Annotated in this window: 22 protein-coding genes and 1 pseudogene; 5 read left to right on the top strand and 18 right to left on the bottom strand. The window is 71.1% G+C overall.

Features of this window, described 5'->3' with window-relative positions; translation table 11 throughout:
- Nucleotides 1-111: 111 nt before the first annotated feature.
- Nucleotides 112-576, bottom strand: coding sequence for a MarR family winged helix-turn-helix transcriptional regulator (locus OB08_RS01880; RefSeq protein ID WP_461471530.1), 465 nt, complete (start codon nt 574-576; stop codon nt 112-114).
- Nucleotides 577-617: 41 nt separating this feature from the next.
- Here OB08_RS01880 and OB08_RS01875 point away from each other — a divergent pair, with 41 nt between their 5' ends.
- Nucleotides 618-869, top strand: a complete 252-nt coding sequence (locus tag OB08_RS01875; RefSeq protein ID WP_461471528.1) for a hypothetical protein — start codon at nt 618-620, stop codon at nt 867-869.
- A gap of 48 nt (nt 870-917) precedes the next feature.
- Here OB08_RS01875 and uvrB read toward each other — a convergent pair whose 3' ends face one another.
- The 3 genes from uvrB to coaE all read right to left on the bottom strand — a co-directional run bounded on the left by uvrB (nt 918) and on the right by coaE (nt 4404).
- On the bottom strand, nt 918-2999 hold the full coding sequence (gene uvrB, locus OB08_RS01870; RefSeq protein WP_461471526.1) for an excinuclease ABC subunit UvrB: 2082 nt from the start codon (nt 2997-2999) through the stop codon (nt 918-920).
- Nucleotides 3000-3092: 93 nt separating this feature from the next.
- Nucleotides 3093-3734, bottom strand: coding sequence for a hypothetical protein (locus OB08_RS01865; protein WP_461471524.1), 642 nt, complete (start codon nt 3732-3734; stop codon nt 3093-3095).
- Between the two features lie 22 nt (nt 3735-3756).
- Nucleotides 3757-4404, bottom strand: coding sequence for a dephospho-CoA kinase (coaE, locus tag OB08_RS01860; RefSeq protein ID WP_461471522.1), 648 nt, complete (start codon nt 4402-4404; stop codon nt 3757-3759).
- Nucleotides 4405-4973: 569 nt separating this feature from the next.
- Between coaE and OB08_RS01855 the strand changes: the two genes are divergently transcribed.
- The gene (locus OB08_RS01855) at nt 4974-5720 is read left to right on the top strand and encodes a response regulator transcription factor (RefSeq protein WP_461471520.1); all 747 of its coding nucleotides are present in this window, start codon (nt 4974-4976) and stop codon (nt 5718-5720) included.
- A 56-nt stretch (nt 5721-5776) separates the two neighbouring features.
- Here the strand turns inward: OB08_RS01855 and OB08_RS01850 are convergent, their stop codons facing one another.
- The 10 genes from OB08_RS01850 to OB08_RS01805 form a co-directional block, all read right to left on the bottom strand.
- Nucleotides 5777-6943 (bottom strand): hypothetical protein, encoded by a 1167-nt coding sequence (locus OB08_RS01850; protein WP_461471518.1) that lies wholly within the window; start codon nt 6941-6943, stop codon nt 5777-5779.
- Complete coding sequence (locus tag OB08_RS01845) at nt 6940-8634, bottom strand: sensor histidine kinase (RefSeq protein ID WP_461471516.1); 1695 nt, start codon at nt 8632-8634, stop codon at nt 6940-6942. The genes OB08_RS01850 and OB08_RS01845 overlap by 4 nt, the downstream gene beginning before the upstream one ends.
- A 53-nt stretch (nt 8635-8687) precedes the next feature.
- Nucleotides 8688-9407 (bottom strand): hypothetical protein, encoded by a 720-nt coding sequence (locus tag OB08_RS01840; protein WP_461471514.1) that lies wholly within the window; start codon nt 9405-9407, stop codon nt 8688-8690.
- Between the two features lie 91 nt (nt 9408-9498).
- Nucleotides 9499-10029: a GIY-YIG nuclease family protein gene (locus OB08_RS01835; protein ID WP_461471758.1), complete on the bottom strand. Its 531-nt coding sequence runs from the start codon at nt 10027-10029 to the stop codon at nt 9499-9501.
- Between the two features lie 149 nt (nt 10030-10178).
- Complete coding sequence (gene rpsA, locus OB08_RS01830; RefSeq protein WP_461471512.1) at nt 10179-11627, bottom strand: 30S ribosomal protein S1; 1449 nt, start codon at nt 11625-11627, stop codon at nt 10179-10181.
- 252 nt (nt 11628-11879) lie between these two features.
- Nucleotides 11880-12689, bottom strand: a complete 810-nt coding sequence (locus tag OB08_RS01825; RefSeq protein ID WP_461471510.1) for a PH domain-containing protein — start codon at nt 12687-12689, stop codon at nt 11880-11882.
- Nucleotides 12686-12853 carry a hypothetical protein gene (locus OB08_RS01820; RefSeq protein ID WP_191766297.1) on the bottom strand — a complete coding sequence of 56 codons (168 nt, stop codon included), beginning with the start codon at nt 12851-12853 and terminating at the stop codon, nt 12686-12688. The genes OB08_RS01825 and OB08_RS01820 overlap by 4 nt, the downstream gene beginning before the upstream one ends.
- Nucleotides 12854-12983: 130 nt before the next feature.
- On the bottom strand, nt 12984-13568 hold the full coding sequence (locus tag OB08_RS01815) for a TetR/AcrR family transcriptional regulator (RefSeq protein ID WP_461471507.1): 585 nt from the start codon (nt 13566-13568) through the stop codon (nt 12984-12986).
- A 52-nt stretch (nt 13569-13620) separates the two neighbouring features.
- Nucleotides 13621-14361 (bottom strand): SDR family oxidoreductase, encoded by a 741-nt coding sequence (locus OB08_RS01810; RefSeq protein ID WP_461471505.1) that lies wholly within the window; start codon nt 14359-14361, stop codon nt 13621-13623.
- A gap of 130 nt (nt 14362-14491) precedes the next feature.
- Nucleotides 14492-15541, bottom strand: a complete 1050-nt coding sequence (locus OB08_RS01805) for a zinc-dependent alcohol dehydrogenase family protein (protein ID WP_461471504.1) — start codon at nt 15539-15541, stop codon at nt 14492-14494.
- Nucleotides 15542-15597: 56 nt separating this feature from the next.
- Here OB08_RS01805 and OB08_RS01800 point away from each other — a divergent pair, with 56 nt between their 5' ends.
- Nucleotides 15598-15807: a DUF1653 domain-containing protein gene (locus OB08_RS01800; RefSeq protein ID WP_461471502.1), complete on the top strand. Its 210-nt coding sequence runs from the start codon at nt 15598-15600 to the stop codon at nt 15805-15807.
- A 32-nt stretch (nt 15808-15839) separates the two neighbouring features.
- Here the strand turns inward: OB08_RS01800 and OB08_RS01795 are convergent, their stop codons facing one another.
- A complete protein-coding gene (locus tag OB08_RS01795) occupies nt 15840-17105 on the bottom strand; it encodes an HNH endonuclease signature motif containing protein (protein WP_461471500.1) in 1266 nt (421 codons plus the stop codon).
- A 72-nt stretch (nt 17106-17177) separates the two neighbouring features.
- Here OB08_RS01795 and OB08_RS01790 point away from each other — a divergent pair, with 72 nt between their 5' ends.
- Nucleotides 17178-17471 carry a DUF503 domain-containing protein gene (locus OB08_RS01790; RefSeq protein ID WP_461471498.1) on the top strand — a complete coding sequence of 98 codons (294 nt, stop codon included), beginning with the start codon at nt 17178-17180 and terminating at the stop codon, nt 17469-17471.
- Nucleotides 17472-17498: 27 nt separating this feature from the next.
- On the opposite strand, the gene OB08_RS01785 is transcribed toward OB08_RS01790, so the two are convergent.
- Both OB08_RS01785 and OB08_RS01780 read right to left on the bottom strand, forming a co-directional pair.
- Nucleotides 17499-18143, bottom strand: coding sequence for an SDR family oxidoreductase (locus OB08_RS01785; protein ID WP_461471496.1), 645 nt, complete (start codon nt 18141-18143; stop codon nt 17499-17501).
- Nucleotides 18144-18272: 129 nt separating this feature from the next.
- Complete coding sequence (locus OB08_RS01780) at nt 18273-19748, bottom strand: APC family permease (RefSeq protein WP_461471494.1); 1476 nt, start codon at nt 19746-19748, stop codon at nt 18273-18275.
- 101 nt (nt 19749-19849) lie between these two features.
- Here OB08_RS01780 and OB08_RS01775 point away from each other — a divergent pair, with 101 nt between their 5' ends.
- Entirely contained in the window at nt 19850-20875 is a 1026-nt protein-coding gene (locus tag OB08_RS01775) for a serine hydrolase domain-containing protein (protein WP_461471492.1), read from the top strand.
- Between the two features lie 33 nt (nt 20876-20908).
- Here OB08_RS01775 and OB08_RS01770 read toward each other — a convergent pair.
- A pseudogene (locus OB08_RS01770) lies at nt 20909-22003 on the bottom strand (NAD(P)-binding domain-containing protein).
- Between the last annotated feature and the right edge of the window lie 19 nt (nt 22004-22022).

Below are 22022 nucleotides of genomic sequence, written 5' to 3'. Positions count from 1 at the left end.
CAGGGTGGGATGTGCTGTACCGACATCGCGGCACGCAGGTTCACCGCGGTCGGGACGCCGTTCCGAGCCTAGGTTCGGAATGGCTCCTCCACCAGAGGAATGAGAGGAAGTTCACCCAGCTGTGATGTGCGTCTCACGGGCACCGGCGAAGGGCGTCAGGGCGTCGCGGAGGGCCAGCAGGGACGCGGGGTCCGTCCCGACGCTCTCCATGACGCGCCTGGGCACGTTCAGCGCCTCCTCGCGCAGGGCGACACCGGTGTCGGTCAGCCGCACGTCGAGGACGCGCTCGTCGGTCTCACGGCGTCCTTTCGTGACGAGCCCCTGCGCCTCGAGGCGCTTGATGAGCGGCGAGAGGGTGGCCGGCTCGAGCGCCAGCTCGTGGGCCAGGTCGCGCAGGGACCGGGGCGACCGCTCCCACAGCGCCAGCATCACGAGGTACTGCGGGTGCGTCAGGCCGAGCGGGTCGAGGATGGGGCGGTAGATCGCCACCACGTTGCGCGCGGCGGTGACGAGCGCGAAGCACACCTGGTTGTCCAGTTTGAGCAGGTCGTCGGGGGTGACGTCGGCGGCGGTCATGGGGTGATCCTATTCCCACTAATCATTAGTACACTAATCATATGAACGAATCGGATGCCCCGTCCCCGCGCCGTCCTCTGCGAGAGCGCGTGCGCGAAGCGGGCGGTTGGTACCAGTGGGCCAACGCGAATCTCATCCGCGCCGCCGGCCCGGCGGCCGTCGGTCCGTACGAGACGACTCCCCCGCCGTCGGCGGCGGAGCGCGCCGAGCGGGCGTGCCCGCTGTGCGGCGCGCCGATCGCCCAGCACAGCTTCGACCGGAGCGGCCCGAAGCCTCTCATGCACTGCCCCTGACGCACTGCCCCTGACGCACTGCCCCGGAGCCGGGGGCCGCAGCGCACCCTAGGCGTGCCCGGCCCGCTCCATCGCCCGCAGCTCCTTCTTGAGGTCCTGCACCTCGTCGCGCAGCCGCGCTGCGAGCTCGAACTTCAGCTCGCCGGCCGCCGCCAGCATCTGGCTGCTCAGATCGGCGATGGTCGCCTCGAGCTGATCGGCACCCTCTGCGGCGATCCCTTCGCGACGCAGCTGGGGTGTCGGCGCCTTGCCCTTGCCCGACTTGAGCTTCGCCGACGTCTTGCGCGACAGCAGCGCGTCGGTGTCGGACGCCTCGCGGGCCAGGGCGTCGGTGATGTCGGCGATCCGTTTGCGCAGCGCCTGCGGCTCGATGCCGTTGGCCGTGTTGTAGGCGATCTGCTTGTCGCGGCGCCGGTCGGTCTCTTCGATCGCCTTCGCCATCGAGTCGGTCACCGTGTCGGCGTACATGTGCACCTCGCCCGACACGTTGCGCGCCGCGCGGCCGATCGTCTGGATGAGGGACGTGCCGCTGCGGAGGAACCCCTCCTTGTCGGCGTCGAGGATGGACACCAGCGACACCTCGGGAAGGTCGAGCCCTTCGCGCAGCAGGTTGATGCCGACGAGCACGTCGTAGACCCCGGCGCGCAGCTCGCTCAGCAGCTCGACGCGCCGCAGCGTGTCGACGTCGGAGTGGAGGTACCGCACCCGCACGCCGTGCTCGCCGAGGAAGTCGGTCAGCTCCTCGGCCATCTTCTTCGTCAGCGTCGTCACGAGCACGCGCTCGTCGCGCGAGGCGCGCACGCGGATCTCTTCGAGCAGATCGTCGATCTGCCCCTTCGACGGCTTGACGATGATCTGCGGATCGACGAGGCCCGTCGGGCGGATGATCTGCTCGACGACGCCGTCGGCGATGCCCATCTCGTAGCGACCTGGCGTCGCCGAAAGGTAGACGGTCTGCCCGATGCGCTCCTTGAACTCGTCGAAGCGGAGCGGCCGGTTGTCGAGCGCGCTGGGCAGCCGGAACCCGTGCTCGACGAGCGTGCGCTTGCGCGAAGCGTCGCCCTCGTACATCGCGCCGATCTGCGGCACCGTGACGTGCGACTCGTCGATGACCATGAGGAAGTCGTCGGGGAAGAAATCGAGAAGCGTGTGCGGCGGCTCGCCCGGCAGGCGGCCGTCGAGATGGCGGGAGTAGTTCTCGATGCCCGAGCAGAAGCCGAGCTGCTGCAGCATCTCGAGGTCGAACGTCGTGCGCATGCGGAGTCGCTGCGCCTCGAGCAGCTTGTTCTGCGACTCGAGCTCCTTGAGCCGCTCCTCGAGCTCGTGCTCGATCGTGCCGATCGCCCGCTGCACCGTCTCGGTGCCCGCGGCGTAGTGGGTGGCCGGGAAGATCGGCACGGCCTCCATGCGTTGCACGACGTCGCCGGTGAGCGGATGCAGCATGTAGATGGCCTCGATCTCGTCGCCGAAGAGCTCGATGCGCACGGCGTACTCCTCGTACACCGGGATGATCTCGATCGTGTCGCCGCGGACGCGGAAGTTGCCGCGTGAGAAGTCGACGTCGTTGCGGTTGTACTGCATCGCGATGAACTTGCGGATGAGGGCGTCGCGGTCGTAGCGCTCCCCCACCTGAAGGGCGACCATCGCGCGCATGTACTCCTCGGGAGAGCCGAGGCCGTAGATGCAGGAGACGGTGCTCACCACCACGACGTCGCGGCGGCTCAGGAGCGAGTTGGTCGTGGAGTGCCGCAGCCGCTCGACCTCGGCGTTGATCGACGAGTCCTTCTCGATGAAGGTGTCGGTCTGCGGGACGTACGCCTCGGGCTGGTAGTAGTCGTAGTAGCTGACGAAGTACTCGACGGCGTTGTTGGGCATGAGCTCGCGGAACTCGTTGGCGAGCTGCGCCGCGAGCGTCTTGTTGTGGGCGAGCACGAGGGTGGGCCGTTGCACGGCCTCGACGAGCCATGCGGTTGTCGCCGACTTGCCGGTGCCCGTCGCGCCGAGGAGCACGACGTCGGTCTCACCGGCGTTGATGCGGGCGGCCAGGTCGGCGATCGCCTGCGGCTGATCGCCCGAGGGCTCGTATTCGCTGATGACCTCGAAGGGGCGCACGGATCGGGTGGCTTGCACCTGTCCAGCGTAGGCGCGGCCTCCGACACGCGGGCCGTCGTTCGCGCCGGGCGGATCCGCGAGACGCCGTCAGCCGTCGCGTGCCGGCGGGACTCAGCCCCCGAAGCCGCCTCCGGCATCGCCGCCGAACCCGCCCCCGTCGAACCCGCCCCCGAAGCCGCCGCCGTCGAATCCGCCGGCTCCGCCTGCGTCGAACCCGCCGCCCGAAGAGCCGGGGTCGTAGGTTTCTCCCACCCACGCGGGCTCGGACGCGATTCCGACCGAGCCGCCGCCGTATGAGAAGTAGGTCACCACCGCCGCGGAGAGGAGGAAGTTCTGCGAGACGAGCACTGCCATCCCCGAGCCGGTGAGCAGGTCGCGCGAATCGACGGCGTCCCGCGGGTCGCCCGGATCGCGAGGCAGCGTGCCGGTGGCCGTCGCGCCGGAGTCCGCGGTGCCCGCACCGCCGGCCGCAGCCCGCTGCGCCCTCCGCTCCTCGGCGCGACGCACGAGCTTCGCCAGCACGGTCGGGTCGTCGGATGCCGCGTCCCGCTCGCTCTCGGCGAGGAACGGCCGCAGCTGCTCGAACATCTCGCGGCGCCGCTCGGCGGGGACGTCCTTGAAGGCGGTCGCATGCGCGCTCTCGATGACGGATGCCGGCAGCGTGTTGAGGAGGTAGACGTACCGGCCGAGGCGCTCCTCGTCGCTCAGCGCCTCGAAGCGACGCCGACGCCGGAATCTCGCGAACATGCCCATGGGTGAACCTCCGCTTCGGCGCTCAGGCTACCCCTGCGCCGGGATCGCGACCAGGACCCGACCGGGCGGCGAGGCGCTCGGGCAGTGTCGACCACAGCTCGTCGACCTGGCGGAGGGTCTCGTCCATCGTGCCGGTCGTGTCGATCACCGCGTCGGCGATGGCCAGGCGCGCGTCGTCGGTGACCTGCGAGGCGAGGCGGGCACCGGCATCCGCTTCGCTCATTCCGCGCAGCTCGACGAGGCGCCGCTCCCGCACCGCGGCCGGCGCGTGGGCGACGACGACGAGCTCCCACGGGTCGTCCACGCGCGCCTCGACGAGCAGCGGCACGTCGTACACCACCACGGCGCCCGGGTCTGCGGCGAAGGCCTCGGCGAACCGGCGGGCGGACTCGGCGCGCACGGCCGGATGGACGATCGCGTTCAGCCGCGCCACCGCGGCCGGGTCGCCGAACGCGAGGGCTCCGAGCGCCGCACGGTCCAGCGCGCCGTCCGGAAGGATGACGCCCGGGCCGAACTCCTCGGCGAGGGCGTCGAGCACGGGTGAGCCCGCACGCTGCACGTCGCGCACGATCTGATCGGCGTCCACGATCACGGCCCCGTGCTCGGCCAGCCGAGCGGCGATGGTGGATTTGCCGGAGGCGATTCCGCCGGTGAGGGCAATCAGGGGCATGCATCGAGGATGCCACGCGGACGCGCAGAGTGCTGCGCAGGAGCCCGCAGTGAACCTTGGGCGCTCCTGAGGTCGAACTGAGCCATGCCTGAGGGCCTCCCGGTACGTTCGTGACAACCCGAAAGAAGGCGGACTTCACAGGGTTTCTGGGGAGGATGGGACGTGGGCGACCGACGTGGCGAAGCGACGTCGGCCACATGCCCATCCACCCTCCTGGCCGGCTCGGCGACGAGCCGGGACGTGAGCCGCCTTCGGTGCGGTGGGGTGGCGATCGTGGGGGCGATCGCCACCCTTCCCCGCACCGCGAGGGCGCGTGGATCGCGATGCGAGGGGGTTCTCGTCGCGGCTTGCGCGGCCTCGCGTTCCGGCGGGGTGCGCGGCGGGAATCGTCACGATTCCCGCCGCGCCCTCTCCGGCGCCCGCCGCGCGCACCGCTCCCCGGCCCTCCGACACGAAGGGTGCGTCGGCCGATGACCGGCTCGGCGCGCCTGTTCCAGAACGTGTTCTGGGATATCATGACCGACGTTCGGGAGACGGCGTCCGTCTCACCGGCGCCGGAGGGTGAATCGGTGGAAGAACCGCGCGTAGCTGTCGTGATCGAGGATGAGGAAGACATCCGCTCGCTCCTGTCGGCGGTGCTGGCGCAAGCGGGCTTCGAGGTGCACGGCGCGGGCAACGGGCAGGACGGACTCGACCTCGTGGTCGAGCACCAGCCGCTCGTGACGACGCTCGACGTCAACATGCCCGGCATGGACGGATTCGAGACGGCCAAGCGCATCCGCGCGGTGAGCACGACCTACATCGTGATGCTGAGCGCCCGCACCGAGGAGATCGACGCGCTGCAGGGTCTCGAAGCGGGCGCCGACGACTACGTCGCCAAGCCCTTCCGCCCTCGCGAGCTGCGCGCGCGGATCGACGCCATGCTGCGCCGGCCGCGCCACAACGTCACCGCTGCGCCCGCCGCCGTCGAGGCATCCGATCCCGCGAGTGACACCTGGCTCGAGCATCAGGGCCTCCGCCTCAATCCCGACATGCGGATCGTCACGATCGACGGAGACGACCTCGAGCTCACGCGCAGCGAGTTCGACATCCTCGCCGACCTGCTGGCCGCGGGCCGGCGCGTGCGCGGCAAGTCCGACCTCGCGCTCATGCTGCGCGGCGAGCAGTTCACCGGCTCGGAGTTCGTCAGCGACAGCGATGCCCGGGCGATCGAGGTCCACGTCGCGAACCTGCGGCGCAAGCTCGGCGAGTCGCCGACGAACCCTCGCTGGATCGAGACCGTCCGCGGCGTCGGCTACCGGCTGACCGCTTCCTGACGACGCAGGCCGCTCCACCGGCGACGGCTGTCGTCGGGTTCGTCGACCGGATGCCGCTAGTCGGCCTCGCCCACGAGAACCGACGATTCGACGCTCGCCGCCGCGCGCATGGCCGCCTCTCGTGCGACGCGCTGCAGGGATGCGGCATCCGGGCCCGCGTCGTCGCTCAGTCCGACGCCGACGCCCACGACGGGGATGACGCCGCCGCCCACCTTGCCCAGGTCGTCGAAGAGCCCGCGGTAGATCGCGCCCGCCTGTCGTCGCGCCTCGTTGGCGCTGTCGACGAGCGCTCCCACGACGATTCCGGAGGTGCCGTCCTCGCCGACGAGGGCATTGGAGGGCGCGTGCCTCCGCACGCCCGTGCGCCACGTCTCGGTCACAGCGCGGGCCACCTCGCTGCCGAACGCAGTCGAGATCTGGTCGAGATCGTCGATGCGGACCGCGATGACGGCGACGAGCTCGCCGCGCCACGAGGCGCGCTCGCACAGACCCGACAGCGCGAAGTCGAACATGTCGCGCGACAGGATGCCGCCCTGCGCGGTGCCGATCCCCGCGAGACGCATGTACCCGCGCATGGGTGCCCGGGTCGCCCGCAGCACCGACGTCACGACGACGGCGACGATCGTGAGCACGATCGTGAGGAAGCTCGTCGGGATGGTGCCGAAGGCGTTCTCGAAGAGCGCGCTCTCGGGCCCGGCGATGATGAACGCCGTCGTGCGGGAGACGTAGTACAGCGACTGGAATCCGAGGACCGCGGCCAGCACCCATGCGGTGCGCGACTCCCGGAGAGCACCGCGCACGCATTCCACGGCGCCGGCGCCGGCGAACACCAGCAGCGCGACGAACATCCAGATCGCGCCCGCCCAGTCCCCTCCCTCCGGGCCCTCGACCGCTACGGCGATCGCGGCGAGCACGACAGCCCCGCCGACCAGCCACGACGTCCAGGCCATGCGACGCCCGTTGAACCGCCGGCAGCCGAGCCACATGCACCCGGTCCCGGCGACGAACGCGGCGTTGCCGACCGCGACCGCCCACCAGGCATCCGGGCTCTGCGACCACACCATGTAGGCGAGCGTCGTGAGCATCGCGGCCAGAAAGCCCACAGCCCAGACGCGACCGGCGCCCTCGTCGCGGCGGAGGAGGGTCTCGACGATGAACAGGATGCCGCTGACGTTGACGACGAGGGCGGTCATGATGACCACGCTCGCGAGTTGCAGGGTCATGCCGATTCCCCTTCCGGTGCAGTGGCGGGAAGCTTGACGATGAAGGTGGAGCCGATGCCCGGCGAGCTGTGCAGGCCGATCTCGCCGCCGTGGGCCCGCACGATGTCGCGCGTGATGGCGAGGCCCAGTCCCGTGCCGGTGCGCCGCCCGGCGCCGGCTTTGTAGAAGCGCTGGAAGAGACGCGACCGGTCGGCCTCGCTGATGCCGACGCCGGTGTCGCGCACCAGGATCCACGTCGAGTCGCCGTCCGTCGTCGTGCCCAGGAAGACCGTGCCGCCGTCCTTGTTGTAGGCGATCGCGTTCGACACCAGGTTGTCGACGACCTGCCGCAGGCGCACCGGATCCGCCCACACCTGAGCGGGCTCCAGTCCGGTCGTGTCGATGCTCACCGCACGTGTGGCCGCCCGCGGCAGGAGCGCCTCGCCCGCCGCGCGCACGACGTCCCGCGCCTCGAGGAGCTGCGGCGACAGGGACGCCTCCACGGCCGACGACGACGAGCTCGAGGCGGCCAGGATGTCGGCCACGATCCGCAGCAGGCGCTCGGCGTTGCGCTCGGCGATGTCGAGGTTGGCACGGACGTGGTCGGGGATCCCGGGCTCCTCGATCGCGAGGTCGAGGTAGCCGAGGATCGACGTGAGCGGTGTGCGCAGCTCATGCGAGACCGATGCCACCAGCTCGTCGCGCGCCCGGAGCGCCTCCAGCTCGGCCGTGACGTCGCGCGAGATGACGACGGCTCCCGCGTCCTCGCCGTCGGGGTCGATGAGCCGGCGCGCGCTGATGCTGAGGGCCTGCCGCGGCCCGGGCTCCTCTCCGAACCACACCACCTGGCCGTCGAACGCCTCGCCTCGCAGCGCGCGCTCGACGGGCAGCTCGTCGGCGGGGAGCCGCGTCACGCCGTCGTCGCGGAACGCGGGGGCGTCGTCGTCCGTCCCGTCGGTGCGGATGGCGGTCTGCAGCCTGCCGTGCGCCTCGTTCGTGACGGCCACGCGACCGTCGACGTCGACGCGGATCACCCCGAAGTCGACCGCGTCGAGCACCTCGGTGACGACCTGCTCCTGCCGGCGGGTCTGCTCGAGCACGCGTCGCAGCAGCTGGGACTGCTTCGCCAGGAGCGTCCGCTGCGCGTCGGAGCGGCGCGCCGTGAGATGGCTCGTGGCCGCCACGGCGAACAGCACCAGAGGCAGGAGCAGTGTCGTGTAGGTCAGCTCGCGCTCGCTGAAGACGGTCAGCACGCCGATGATCACCGCGATCGCCACGATCACGGCGAAGAGCCCGAGCATGCCGAACCCCGCGGCGAGCCACGTCGTCGGGAAGATCCACAGCAGGCCCATCGCCGTCTCGGGCGCGGCGAGCACCATGAGGGTGATGCCCACGATGTCGACGGCGGGGACCACCGCCACCCATCCGAACGGGAGGCTGTTCCACGGGACCATGAGCGTCGCCCCGGTCATCGCGACGACGATCACGACCCCGACGAAGAAGAGCACGGGGTCGACGTCGGCGGGTTCGAGAGCGATGAGAACGCCCAGCACGAAGACGACGGAGGCCAGCAGGAGCTGGTTCAGGGTCGCGGTGCGATCCCTCGTGCGGTCGGCGAAGTCCTCGCGCAGCCACGCCGTCCTGGCGCGGCCGGTGGACGCGCGCGACGGACGGGGCGCGCCGAGTGCGTCGTCACCGGTCGCGGTGTCCATACGGTGACGCTAACGGATGCCGCACTCCGGCGCGAAAGGGCTCGCGAGGCGGATCAGAACCCGAAGTCGCCGCCGAAGTCCCCTCCGAAGTCGCCGAACCCGCCTACGTCGCCCGCGGCGTCCGCGCCGCCGGTGTCGCCGCCCCATCCCGACCCGGAGTCGCCCCAGCCGTCGCCCGCTCCGCCGCCCGCGTCGGCTCCTGTCTCGCTGCCGCCGTCGTCGCCGGACGCCTCGTCGCCCGAGGCCTCGCTCGACCCGTCCTGGTACCCCTGGTCGTACGCCATGCTCGGCGCGAGGAACGAGCTCACGAGCGCCGAGCCGATGACGTAGCCCACGACCGTGCCGAGGATCGACGATCCGAGCATCGAACCGAACGACGGACCGCCGCCCTGCCGCTGCGGCCCGAGGGTGCGCTCCATGAACCCGGGGTTCGTGTACTCCGCGCGGGTCGCGGCGCGCGCCATCGCCTGCGGGTCGGCAGAGGCGGGCCGCTCGGCGTCGGGCAGTCCGGCCGAGAGCTCGGCGAGGACCTGCCGGCGCTGCGGCTCCGTGAGCTTCGCGAAGGCCTCGGCGTGAACCTGCTCGATGGTCTCTGGCGGCGCCGTGCGGAGCAGGTAGCGGTAGCGCTCCACCGCGATCTCGTCCTCGCTGCGCGGCGGCTGCGCGGCGGGCCTGCCCGCCTGCTGTCCGTACGCCTGCGCGGCGGCGCCCTGCGGAACCGGAGGCGCCTGGCGGTCGTCGTCGCTGCCGAACAGTCGATCAAGGAATCCCATGGTGTGTCCTCCGTGTCGCGTGGGGACTGCTCACGCTAGGCCGGATTTCTTCGAGCGTGCTGTGCACCCCGCCGGGTTCGCCGTCGGCGTATCAGCCGAGACGCGCGACCGCCTCGCTCACCCACCGGGCGTGCAGTGACCAGGGGTCGTCGGCCCCCGCCGCGATGCCGGCGACGTGCTGCCGCAGCGCGGGCGAGGCACGGAACCACTCCGTGCGGGGGAACCGGTCGGCGGCGAACTGCTCGTGCCGGCGGCGCTCGAGCGAGCGGTCGCCGCGCTCGAACGCCAGGAGCTCCTCGTGCCAGATCGCAGACAGGCGCTGCCGAGGGTGAGCCGTGGTGCCGATCTTGATGCGGTCATCCTGCCGCAGGTAATAGACGACGTCGATGCGCGGGGGCGGCAGCTCTCCGTCGACCACGTCGCCATGTCGCCACTCGCACACCGCGCACAGCCAGCCTGACGGATAGCTCACCCCGAGGCGTGATCCGCACAGCGCGCAGGGCGACGGCAGGACGTCGGTCACGCCGTGTCGGCTCTGCTCCCACTCGGATGCCGCGGCCAGATGCCATTCGCACAGGGACACCGGAGCATCGCCCGGCACCGGGCCGCGGCATCCGCTCATCACAAGACATCGGCGCGGCACACCGCGAGTGTACGCAGGGGCGACGACACCACCCCGCCGATGGGAAAGGGACCGGAACCCGAAGGTCCCGGTCCCTCTCGAACCGGATCTCGATACGCGCTGCGCGCTACTCGATCACCGGTCGGGAATCAGCGGCCCGACAGCTTCTCGCGGAGAGCCGCGAGAGCCTCGTCGTCGGCCAGCGTCCCGCCCGAGCTGCTGTCGGAGGAGAAGCTCGACGCGCCGGTCTCGACCGGGGCGTTCGCCTCGGCCTCGAGCGCCTTCGCGACGGCGGCCTTGTGCGCCTCCCAGCGACCCTGGGCAGCGGCGTACTCCTGCTCCCACTTCTCGCGCTGAGCGTCGAAGCCCTCGAGCCAGGCGTTGGTCTCGGGGTCGAAGCCCTCGGGGTACTTGTACTCGCCGTTCTCGTCGTACTCCGTGACCATGCCGTAGAGCGCCGGGTCGAACTCGGTGCCGTTGGGGTCGACGGACTCGTTCGCCTGCTTGAGCGAGAGCGAGATGCGGCGACGCTCGAGGTCGATGTCGATGATCTTGACGAAGACCTCTTCGCCGACCGAGACGACCTGCTCGGCGAGCTCGACGTGCTTGCCCGACAGCTCCGAGATGTGCACGAGGCCCTCGATGCCGTCGGCGACGCGCACGAACGCACCGAAGGGAACGAGCTTGGTGACCTTGCCCGGTGCGACCTGGCCGATGGCGTGGGTGCGGGCGAAGACCTGCCACGGGTCCTCCTGGGTCGCCTTGAGCGAGAGCGACACGCGCTCGCGGTCCAGGTCGACCTCGAGGATCTCGACGGTGACCTCCTGGCCGACCTCGACGACCTCGGACGCGTGCTCGATGTGCTTCCACGAGAGCTCGGAGACGTGCACGAGGCCGTCCACGCCGCCCAGGTCGACGAACGCACCGAAGTTGACGATCGACGAGACGACGCCCTTGCGGACCTGACCCTTGTGCAGGTTGTTCAGGAACGTGGTGCGCGACTCCGACTGCGTCTGCTCGAGCAGCGCGCGGCGCGAGAGCACGACGTTGTTGCGGTTCTTGTCGAGCTCGAGGATCTTCGCCTCGATCTCCTGGCCGAGGTACGGCGTGAGGTCGCGGACGCGACGCAGCTCGATCAGCGAAGCCGGAAGGAAGCCGCGGAGGCCGATGTCGACGATGAGGCCACCCTTGACGACCTCGATCACGGAGCCGGTGACGACACCGTCGTTCTCCTTGATCTTCTCGACGTCGCCCCACGCGCGCTCGTACTGGGCGCGCTTCTTCGACAGGATGAGGCGGCCTTCCTTGTCCTCCTTCTGGAGAACGAGGGCCTCGACCGCGTCGCCGACCTTGACGACCTCGTTGGGGTCGACGTCGTGCTTGATCGAGAGCTCGCGCGAGGGGATGACACCCTCGGTCTTGTAGCCGACGTCGAGGAGGACCTCGTCGCGGTCGATCTTCACGACGGTTCCTTCGATGAGGTCGCCGTCGTTGAAGAACTTGAGGGTCAGTTCGACCGCTGCCAGGAAGTCCTCGGCAGATCCGATGTCGTTGATCGCGACCTGCTTGGTGGCCGGGGCGGTCGTTGCGGTAGTCATGTAGTGGGTTGTCCTTGTTGGGTTGGGGGTATCGGGCCTCGGCACGATTCGCGGCCTCCGACCCGCGCAATGGCGAGCGGATGCCTCGGGCCGAGGCGAAGCGGATTGTTGTGGTGCGATGTCACATGGCTGCCGGCGCAAGCCGGAACCGAGGCGTGGCGGAACAGCCACACGAGTGACACTCCAGGGTATCAGAACGCGGGGGTGGTCCCCAATGTTCCCCGGTGTGCGCTCGGCGGCACGCTCGCGGGGTCAGCGGGTGAGATCGATCGGGGCCGTGCTGGTGCGGTCGGGGTCGAACGGCGCCGGCCCTTCCGGCTCGGGTTCAGCGCGCAGGTGCGCCAGCCGCCGCTGCTCGCGGCGCTGGGCGACGGCCAGCCAGTCCCAGCCGACGCCGCCGCTCTCGGCCTCCTCGTCGGAGGCGGAGGCGTGCCGGCCCAGGCGTGCGGTCGAGGCCCAGCCCGCGTCGGGCTGCGGCGGGAGCGGGGGTGCGGGAGGCGCCGGGTGCGCGGGCTGCTCTTCACGGGTCACGAGCGGACGCGGCATCCCCTGGTGGTGGCCGGCGAAGCCGCGCAGGCCCGCCTGCTGGATCACCCGCTGGATCGTGCTGCCGCGACCGTCGGGGTCGCCGACGTAGCGGATCTCGCGCAGTCCCTGCTCCTGCGCCGCCGACTCGAACACGAAGTGCCCGTAGCCGAGGATGCGCCCGATGACCGGCTTGTGCACCGAGATGTCGAGGATGCGCGCGAGCGGCATCGTCGCGATGCTCTGGGCGAGGATGCCGTGCACGCGGAAGACCCGCATGTTGGTGATCACGAAGACGTCGGTGCGGCGCTCGAGGATGCGCCACGCGGCGTGCAGGATCACGGCGCCCCCGAGGACGACCGGCACCCACCACGCCGCTGCGGGCACGACGAAGACGAGCAGCATCAGGATCACGCCGCCGAAGAGCTCGAGGCTCGCGCCCACCACGGCCGCCCAGTGTTTGTGCACCTCATCGATCACCACCTCGCCCTGATCGGCGATGAGGTGCTTGTCGATCCGCGGATCGAGGAAGCTCATCCGTTCGCGAGCGCCACGAAGAAATCGGTGACGGCCACACCTGCGCCCCAGACCGCGCCGAACGCACCCTGCACGGCGTTCGCCGCATCCTGCGGCCTCGTGACGAGGTAGAAGACGGCGAAGGCGATGACGAGCCCGATGACGATGCGCTTGACCAGCTTCACGGCTGAGGGGTCCCTTCGGTCGACGACACAGCGATCCCCCCGGAGCGCGAACTCCCCAGTTCTACACGAGCGCCGGCGGCACCTGGTCGCGCGCGCCGGGCGCGTCGCGGATTCGACTGCCGGAAGGCGCTCAGTCGTGCAGCGGCCACCAGGGCGGCATGAGCGCGAGCACGCGCCGGCTGGCGGCGACGGCGTCGTCATCGTCGGCGCGGGTCCAGACCTCGACGATGCCGACGAGCGCACCGGCGATGAACGCCGCGGCCTCTTCGCGGGCTCTCCCACCCTGGGGGACGCCCGGCGCACCGTACTCGTCGAGCACGGCGATCGCGAGGCGGGCGCGCGCGCGGAGGCTCTCCTCGAGCGCAGCGCGGAAGGCTCCCCGCGACGTCGACCCGAACATCGCGACGAAGGCCGCCCGCTGGGTGGCGACGTGGTCGAGAAGGCTGCGGAGGGCGGCGAGGTACTCCCCCGCGACGGCGCGCGGGGACTCGGCGGTGACCTCGACGGCGCTCAGCCGGTCGAGGTCGCGGGTGAACCAGGCGACCGCGAAGGCGTCGACGCTGTCGGCATGCCCGTAGAAGGTCGTGCGGTGCACCCCGGCCTCACGGCAGAGCCGCGCGACGCTCACGGCGTCGAGCGGCTCGGACGCCAGCAGGCGCGACAGGGCGGCGCCGAGGGCTTCTCTCGTGCGGGCCTGGCGGGGATCGTCGGTCATGCGCCTCCGTCGTGGAGAGCGGATGCCTCGTCCGAGGCATCCGCTCATTCCGTCACGACTCGTAGTGTGCCAGGCCTGCCGTCTCTCCGCCGTCGGCGATGAATTCGGCACCGGTCGAGAAGCTCGACTCGTCGCTCGCGAGGAACAGCACGAGATTCGACAGCTCGATCGGCTCACCCACCCGGTGCAGCGCGACGTGGTTCTGCGGAGTGTCGAGCTGGTCGGTCATCGGCGTGCGGATGACGCCGGGGTGCACCGAGTTGACGCGGACGTTGTAGCGCCCGAGGTCGAGGGCGGCGTTCTTCGAGAGCCCGCGGACGCCGAATTTCGCCGCGTTGTAGCCGGGGAGCGCCTCGTACCCCTGGATGCCGGCGGTCGACGAGATGTTGATGATCGAACCCTTGCCGCTCTTCTTGAGCGGCTCGACCGCGGCCTTGATGCCGTAGAAGACGCCCGTGAGGTTGATCGCGATCATCGTGTCCCACTGCTCGAGCGTGTACTCCTCGATCGTGCCGAAGTTCGCGATGCCGGCGTTGTTGACGAGGACGTCCAGACCGCCGAACTCGCTGACGGCGAGGTCGACGGCGTTCTGCCAGTCGTCGTAGCTGGTCACGTCGAGGTGGACGTAGCGCACAGTGTCGCCCAGCTCGGCTGCGAGGGCTTCGCCCTCGGCGTCGAGCAGGTCGCCGATCACGACCTTCGCACCTTCCGCCACGAGCAGCCGGGCGTGCGACGCGCCCATCCCCCGGGCTCCTCCGCTGATCAGAGCGACCTTTCCTGCAACGCGTGCCATGACAGCACCCTCCTCTTCGTAGAGTCCCGGGCTGTGCGCCCGGAGGCGTCGGCAGGTGGCGTCGACGCCTGTGTCTATTCTACAGGTGTCGATTAAGTGGAGGGCCGTTCGCGGTCGATGCGTCCCGAGCTCAGGGGCGGAGCAGCACCTTCGTCGCCCGGCGCTCGTCCATCGCCGCGTACGCCTCGGCGGCCTCCGACAGCGGCAGCTCGAGGTCGAACACCCGACCGGGCCGGATCGCGCCCGAACGCACGTCGGGAAGCAGCTCGTCGATGTAGCCGCGGACCGGAGCGACGCCGCCGTTCACACCGACATTGCGGCCGAACATCTGGCGGATGGGAAGCTCCGGGCCGCCGTTGGGAACGCCGACGTAGCCGACCATGCCGCCGGGTCGGGTGGAGCGGAGCGCCTGGTCCATCGACTCCTTCGTGCCGACGCACTCGAGCACGCGGTCGGCGCCGATGCCGCCGGTGAGGTCGCGGACGGCCTTCACGCCGTCGTCGCCGCGCTCCTCGACGATGTGGGTCGCGCCGAACTCGCGCGCGAGCGCCTGACGCTGCGGGTGCCGCGACATCGCGATGATCGTCGTCGCACCGAGTCGCTTGGCCGCGATGATCGCGCAGAGCCCGACCGCGCCGTCGCCGACGACGGCGACCGCGTCACCGGGGCCGACTCCGGCCGAGACGGCGGCGTGGTGCCCCGTGCCCATCACGTCGCTCAGCGTCAGGAGCCCGGGGATCTCGTCGTGGGACACCGGGCCGGGCACGACCGCGAGCGTGCCGTCGGCGAGCGGCACGCGCACGTACTCGCCCTGCCCGCCGTCGGCGAAACCGCCGAAGCGGTCATCGCTCCCCCACCAGCCGCCGGTGAGGCAGGAGGTGCTGACGCCGTTGGCGCAGTTCGCACACGTGCCGTCGCACACGTAGAACGGGGCGATGACGAAGTCGCCCGGCTTCACCGTGAGCACCTCGGCGCCGACAGCCTCGACGACGCCGACGAACTCGTGGCCGATGCGGTGCGGCTCGTCGGTCGGCGTGACACCGCGGTAGGGCCACAGGTCCGAGCCGCACACACAGGCCGCGACGACGCGGACGATGGCGTCGGCGCCGGTGGACAGGACGGGGTCGGCGACCTCTTCGACGCGGATGTCGCGGGGGGCGTGGATGACGGTGGCAAGCATGGTTCGAGCCTAGGCGACGGGGTTCGCGATGGCGCCGGGCGACCTACGCTGAGGGCATGTCGATCGAGCCGGGTACCTACCGTCACTTCAAGGGGGCCGAGTACGAGGTGCTCGGCGTCGCGCGGCACAGCGAGACCGAGGAGGAGCACGTCGTCTACCGTGCGCTCTACGGAGAGCGCGGGCTGTGGGTGCGCCCGGTCTCGATGTGGACCGAAGAGGTCGACCGCGACGGCCACCGCGGTCCGCGCTTCACGAAGGTCGGCTGAGCCCGTCGTCGGGAGCCGCCGCGGCCCCCCGATCAGAACGGCGCGGGCGCCACATCGCCGGCCGGCCCGAAGACAGGCACCCGCCGCTCCGGCTCGACGCGATACTTGCGCCCGGAGGGCGACGTCCACAGGAGCGCCCCGCCGGACCCGGGAATCTGCTCGACCATCCAGCCGCCGTGATGCTTGACGGTGTGGTGCCCCGTGCACAGCGGAGCGAGGTTGTCGAGCGAAGTCGGACCGCCGTACTGCCAGTCGATGCTGTGGTCGATCTCGCACCGTGAGGCCGGGATGCCGCATCCGGGAGCCATGCACCTGTCGGCGCGCCACCTCACGAGGCGCCGGAGATCAGGTGGCGGTCGATATCGCGTGCGTCCGACCGAGAGGACGACGCCCGTCTCGGGGTGGGTGAGCACCCGCATCCATCCGTCCGCGCCGCCGCACAGTTCGCGAGCCTTGGACAGCGGGATGGGGCCGACACCCTCGACGTCGGCACTTCCGCCGGCCTCGTCGGCCGACTGGTCGAGAAGCGCGAGCGCCGGAACGGTGACCGCGACCGTCGCGCGGATGCCCCGCGCCTCGGGCGCGAGGGCCTGCGTGTCGCCGTCGACGAGGAGATCGCCGAGGACGTCGGCGCGGAGCTGATCGAGCGAGCGGGTCTCGTCTTCGTGTGAACCGAGCACCGTCGCGATCTCGGTGAGTCGACCCTCGATCGCTCTCGCCTCGACCGCCGGAAGCAGCGCGTGCAGCCACGCCATGCCGTCGTCGGCCGGCTCGACGGCGACCCGACGCTGCCGCAGAGCCGCTTCATGGCGCTCCGCGAGCGTCGCCACCCGCTCCGACTCGACCAGCCTGCGCAGCGCACGGCGGAACGCGCCGACGGGCAGCTCCTCCGCCAGCGTCACCGCGCGCGGGATCAGCCGGGCACGCACGTCGGGCTCGACGACGTCGAGCGCGTCGATCACCATCTCGGCGTGGCGCTCGCTCAACCGCGCGCCGCCGAGCGAGTCGAGCACGGCCGGATACCGGTGCACCAGCGCCTCGGCCCGGCCGAGCAGCGTGGCAGCGGCGTGCTCCGTGACCCTCAGTGCCGCCGCGAGCTCGAGCCGCACCGAGCGTTCGACGACCGCCGCGACGCCCCCGCCATAGCGCTCCGCATCGGCGAGCGCGTTGCGGCGCAGCGACTCGATGCGCAGGTACCGCTGCGCGGCGAGCACCGCCATCATGTCGACCACCTCGGTGACGAGCGACACGTCGTCGGGCGCGTAGCCCCACTCGTCGTCTGCGGCCGCGATGTCCACACCCGAGACTTTAGAACATACCTGCGACATCCGCGTCGGCCGTTCCGCACCCGCGCCTGGCACGATGGAGGCATGTGGATCGGCTGGATCGAGTTCGACCTGCTCCTCGGCGATGTTCGCTCCCTCAAGGAGAAGCGCGGCATCCTGCGGCCTCTCGTGGCCGAGCTGAGTCGGCGCACCGAGGCCGCTGTGGCCGAGGTCGGCGAGCACGACCTGCACCGCCGCGCTGTGATCGGCGTCTCGGTCGTCGCCTCGGGGTCGTCGCACGTGCGCGATGTGCTCGATCACGCCGAGCGTCTTGTCGCCGATCACCCCGAGTTCACCCTGCTCTCCGCGCATCGGGGCCTGCACTCCAGCGAGGACTGAACGGCGACGCGCGGCGACCGACCCGGATCAGCCCTGCAGTGCGTCGGCGATCGGCCGATCGCCGTTTCCGAAGCGGATGCTGCGCCCCGCCGTCGCCGGATCGTCCACGACCGCGGCGGCGACGGCCGCGACATCCGCTCTCGTCACCTCTCCGCGCCCGTCCGGGTCGATCGCGATGCGACCCGTCGGTCCGTCGAGGGTGAGCGTACCGGGGGCGAGGATGGTCCAGTCGAGCGGCGAGGAGCTGAGGTGCTCATCGGCGGCCCACTTCGCGTCGGCGTAGGCGAAGAAGGGGTTGTCGGGAGCGACGCCGTGGTCCTTGCGCGAGCCGATCCACGAGATCATCACGTAGCGGCGCACGCCCGCCGCCACCGCGGCGTCCATCGAGCGGATCGCCGCATCGCGGTCGACGGCGTAGGTGCGGTCCGGGTTCCCGCCGCCCGCGCCCGCCGACCACACGACGACGTCGTTGCCCGCGACGAGGTTCGTGAGCTGATCGAGGTCGAAGGTCTCGACGTCGGCGACGAGCGGGGTCGCTCCGGTCGCGACGACGTCCGCCTCGTGGTCGGCGTTGCGGACGACCGCGGTGACCGTGTGGCCCCGCTCCACCAGGAGCGGCTCGAGCCGCAGCGCGACCTTGCCGTGGCCGCCGAAGATGAGCACGCGTGCCATGAGGGTTCCTCTCGTCGGACGTTCCACGCTACGCCGCCGCGACGGCGGCGCGGGCGGCCTCAGGAGGCGAGCGTGACGATTCCCGCAATGAGGGATGCCGCGGCCAACGCCAGCGCGAGGCCGATGCGCTCAGGGCGCGGGATCGCCGGCGTCGGCACCGGCATCCGCTCGCTCTGCCGCCGATACGGCCGAGGCATCCGCTCCCCCGCCTGTGGCGAGCAGGCTGTGACGGCGACCCCAGAGCAGGTAGAACGCGAGCACGACGACGACCCAGGCGGCGAACCAGGCGTAGGTCTCCCAGCCGAGGCCCGTGATGAGGTACAGGCACGCGAGGATCGACAGGATCGGCGTCACGGGGTAGCCGGGCACGCGGAACGCACGCGGAAGGTCGGGGCGCGTGCGGCGCAGCACGATCACCGCGATCGAGACGACGATGAAGGCGACGAGCGTGCCCATCGACACCATGTCCCACAGGTTCGACAGCGGGATGAGACCGGCGAGCAGAGCGACGACCACCGCCGCGACGACGGTCGAGAACACCGGCGTGTGCGTGTGCGGGGCGACGCGCGCGAACGGCCGCGGCAGCAGGCCGTCCCGGCCGATCGAGTAGAGGATGCGGCTTTGACCGAAGAGCGTCACCAGCGTGACCGAGAAGATCGAGATGACGGCTCCTGCGGCGAGCACGGTGGCGGGCCACCCCGCACCGAGCACATCGCCGAGGATGACGGCGAGTCCCGCGCTCTGCTGGTCGGGGTCCTCGAAGTCCTGCCACGGCTGGGCGCCGACGGCCGCGACGGCGACGAACAGGTACACCGCCACGACGATCGCGAGCGCGATGAGGATGGCGCGCGGGAGCGAGCGCTGCGGGTCGCGCACCTCGTCGCCCGCGGTGGAGACGGCGTCGAGGCCGATGAAGGTGAAGAAGATCGTGCCGGCGGCGGCGGTGATGCCTGCCGCGCCGTGCGGCGCGAAGTCGGCGAAGTGATCGGCCTGGAAGGCAGTGATCGCGATCGCGCCGAACATCACGAGCACGCCGATCTTGATGATGACCATGATGGTGTTGACGGTCGCCGACTCGCGGGTGCCGCGGATGAGCAGCAGTGCGCACAGCCCCACGAGGACCACCGACGGCAGGTTGACGATGCCGCCTTCGAACGGACCGACCGTGAGCGCCTCGGGGATGTGCCAGCCGAACACGTCGCCGATGAGCCGGTCCAGGTACCCGCTCCAGCCCGAGGCGACGGCGGCTGTCGACACCCCGTACTCCAGCACCAGGCACGCGGCGACGCCCATCGCCACGATCTCGCCGAGGGTGGCGTACGCGTAGGAGTACGTCGATCCCGACACCGGCACCGCGGACGCCATCTCGGCGTAGCAGACGGCCGAGAGCCCGGCGGCGAGCGCGGCGACCACGAACGCGAGGATGACGGCGGGACCGGCGAGCGGGACCGCCTCGTGCATGACGAAGAACACGCCGGTGCCGATCGTCGCGCCGACGCCGAGCATCGCCAGCTGGGAGGTGCCGATGCGCCGGGTGAGGCCGCCGGGCGAAGCGTCGGGCTCGGTCACGGGCTTGCGGCGGAACAGCTCGCTCGTGATGCTCATGCGGGCGACCTCCAGTGGTGCGGGCGGGGGTGGCGGTCCGAAAACCGCCCTCCACGGTACCCGCCTGGCGACCTGTGCACCCACGCCGTAGCGTGACACGCATGCCGCCACAGGATCCCGCCGCCATCGCCCGCGCCCTCGACGAACGCGCCCATGCCGACCGCATGAGCGGTGTGGTCTCGCTCGACGTCGACGGTGACACCGTCTTCGCCGAGGCCTACGGACTCGCCGATCGCGCCCACGGCGTCGACAACGCGGTCGACACGCGGTTCGGCATGGCGAGCGCCAGCAAGGCGTTCACGGCGCTCGCCGCGATGGCTCTCGTCGAAGACGGCGCGATCCGGCTCGATACCCCCGTGCGCGGCATCCTGAACAGCGATCTGCCGACGATCGACGACGGCGTCACCATCGAGCACCTGCTCTCGCACACGTCCGGCATCGGCGACTACCTCGATGAGGAGGCGGACTGGGAGGTCGACGACTACGTGCTCACCGTCCCGGTGCACGAGCTCGCGCAGACCGAGGCCTTCGTGCGGGCCGTCGACGGGCACGCGCAGAAGTCCGCGCCCGGCGAGCGCTTCACCTACAACAACGGGGGCTACATCGTGCTCGCCATCGTGGCGGAGCGCGCCGCGGGCATGCCCTTCCACGACCTCGTCGAGCAGCGCGTGCTCGCACCCGCCGGCATGGAGAAGACGGGTTACCCGCGCCTGGACGAGCTTCCCGGCGATGCCGCGATCGGCTACGTGTACGAGGACCCGGCATCGCTGCGCTCGAACGTGCTGCACCTGCCGGTGCGCGGCAACGGTGACGGCGGCGCCTTCACGACCGCGCCGGACCTCAGCCGGTTCTGGCGCGCGCTCGCCGACGGCGCGGTGCTGTCCGACGCGACGATCGCCGAGATGTGGCGCCCGCGACGCGTCGTCGAGTCCGAGAAGCTCCGCTACGGGCTCGGCTTCTGGCTCGACCACGACGGTCCGGGCATCGTCCTCGACGGCTACGACGCCGGCGTCTCGATCCGCACGCGCTTCGACCCGACGAGCCGCACGACGGTGACCGTCGTGTCCAACAGCTCCGAAGGCGCGCGGGGTGTGATCCGGGCGTACCGCGAAGCCCTCCGAGGCTGAAGCCGTGCGGCGGGACTGCGCGCCCGACAGCCGCTACGCCGCGACCGCGTCGCGCTCAGCGACGATGGCCCGCACCGCGTCGCGCCCTGCCCGATTCGCCCCGACCGTCGACTGCGACGGCCCGTACCCGATGAGGAACAGCCGCGGCTCGTCGACCGACCGGCCGTCGGCGACGCGGATGCCGCCCTCCGGCGTCCGCAGCCGGAGCGGCGCCAGGTGGTCGATCGCCGCGCGGAAGCCGGTCGCCCAGAGGATCGCGTCGGCGGCGACGAACGTGCCGTCCGGCATCCGGACCCCCTCCTCCTCGATCGACGCGAACATCGGATGTCGAACCAGGACGCCGCGCGCCCGCGCGGCCCGCGCCCACGGCGTCCAGTGCATGCCGGTCACCGAGATGACGCTGCCGGGCGGGAGGCCTCGTCGCACGCGCTCCTCGACCCCGGCGATCGCCGCGACGCGCGCGGGGACGTCGAAGTCCTCGTCGGTCCACTCCGGCTCCCGGCGCGTCACCCAGAACGTCTCGGCCACGTGCGAGATCTCGTCCAGCAGCTGCACCGCCGAGATGCCGGCCCCCACGATGACGACCTTCTGCCCGGCGAATTCCTCGCGCGAGACGTAGTCAGCCACGTGGAGCTGGCGCCCGCGAAGGCGCTCCTGGCCCGGGTAGTGCGGCCAGAAGGGGCGCGTCCACGTTCCCGTGGCGTTGATGACGTACCGGGCGGCCCAGCCGCCCGCGTCCGTCTCGACGAGCAGGCGGCCGGCCGGGTCGTCATCCTCGCGCCGCACCGCACGCACGGACACCGGGCGCTGCACGGCGAGGCCGAAGCGCTACTCATACGCGGCGAAGTACGGGGGCAGGATGCTGCGCGCCGGCGCTGCCGGATCCGCCGCGGGCACCGGGAACCCGGGCAGCTCGTGGATGCCGTTCACGGTCGCCATGCGCAGCGACGCCCAGCGGTGCTGCCATGCGCCTCCGGGCGCCTTCTCACGGTCGAGCACCACGAAGGTCTCAGCACCGGCTTCCGCCGTCGCCACCGGCACGAACCCGCGACGACGCAGGTGGTATGCCGCCGACAGGCCGGCCTGGCCGGCGCCGATCACCACGACGTCCACGCGCTCGAAGTCCACGCGTGTGCCAACGGCGGGG

It is taken from the genome of Microbacterium sp. HJ5 (assembly GCF_054824025.1).
This window is presented reverse-complemented; position numbering and strand designations above follow the sequence as displayed.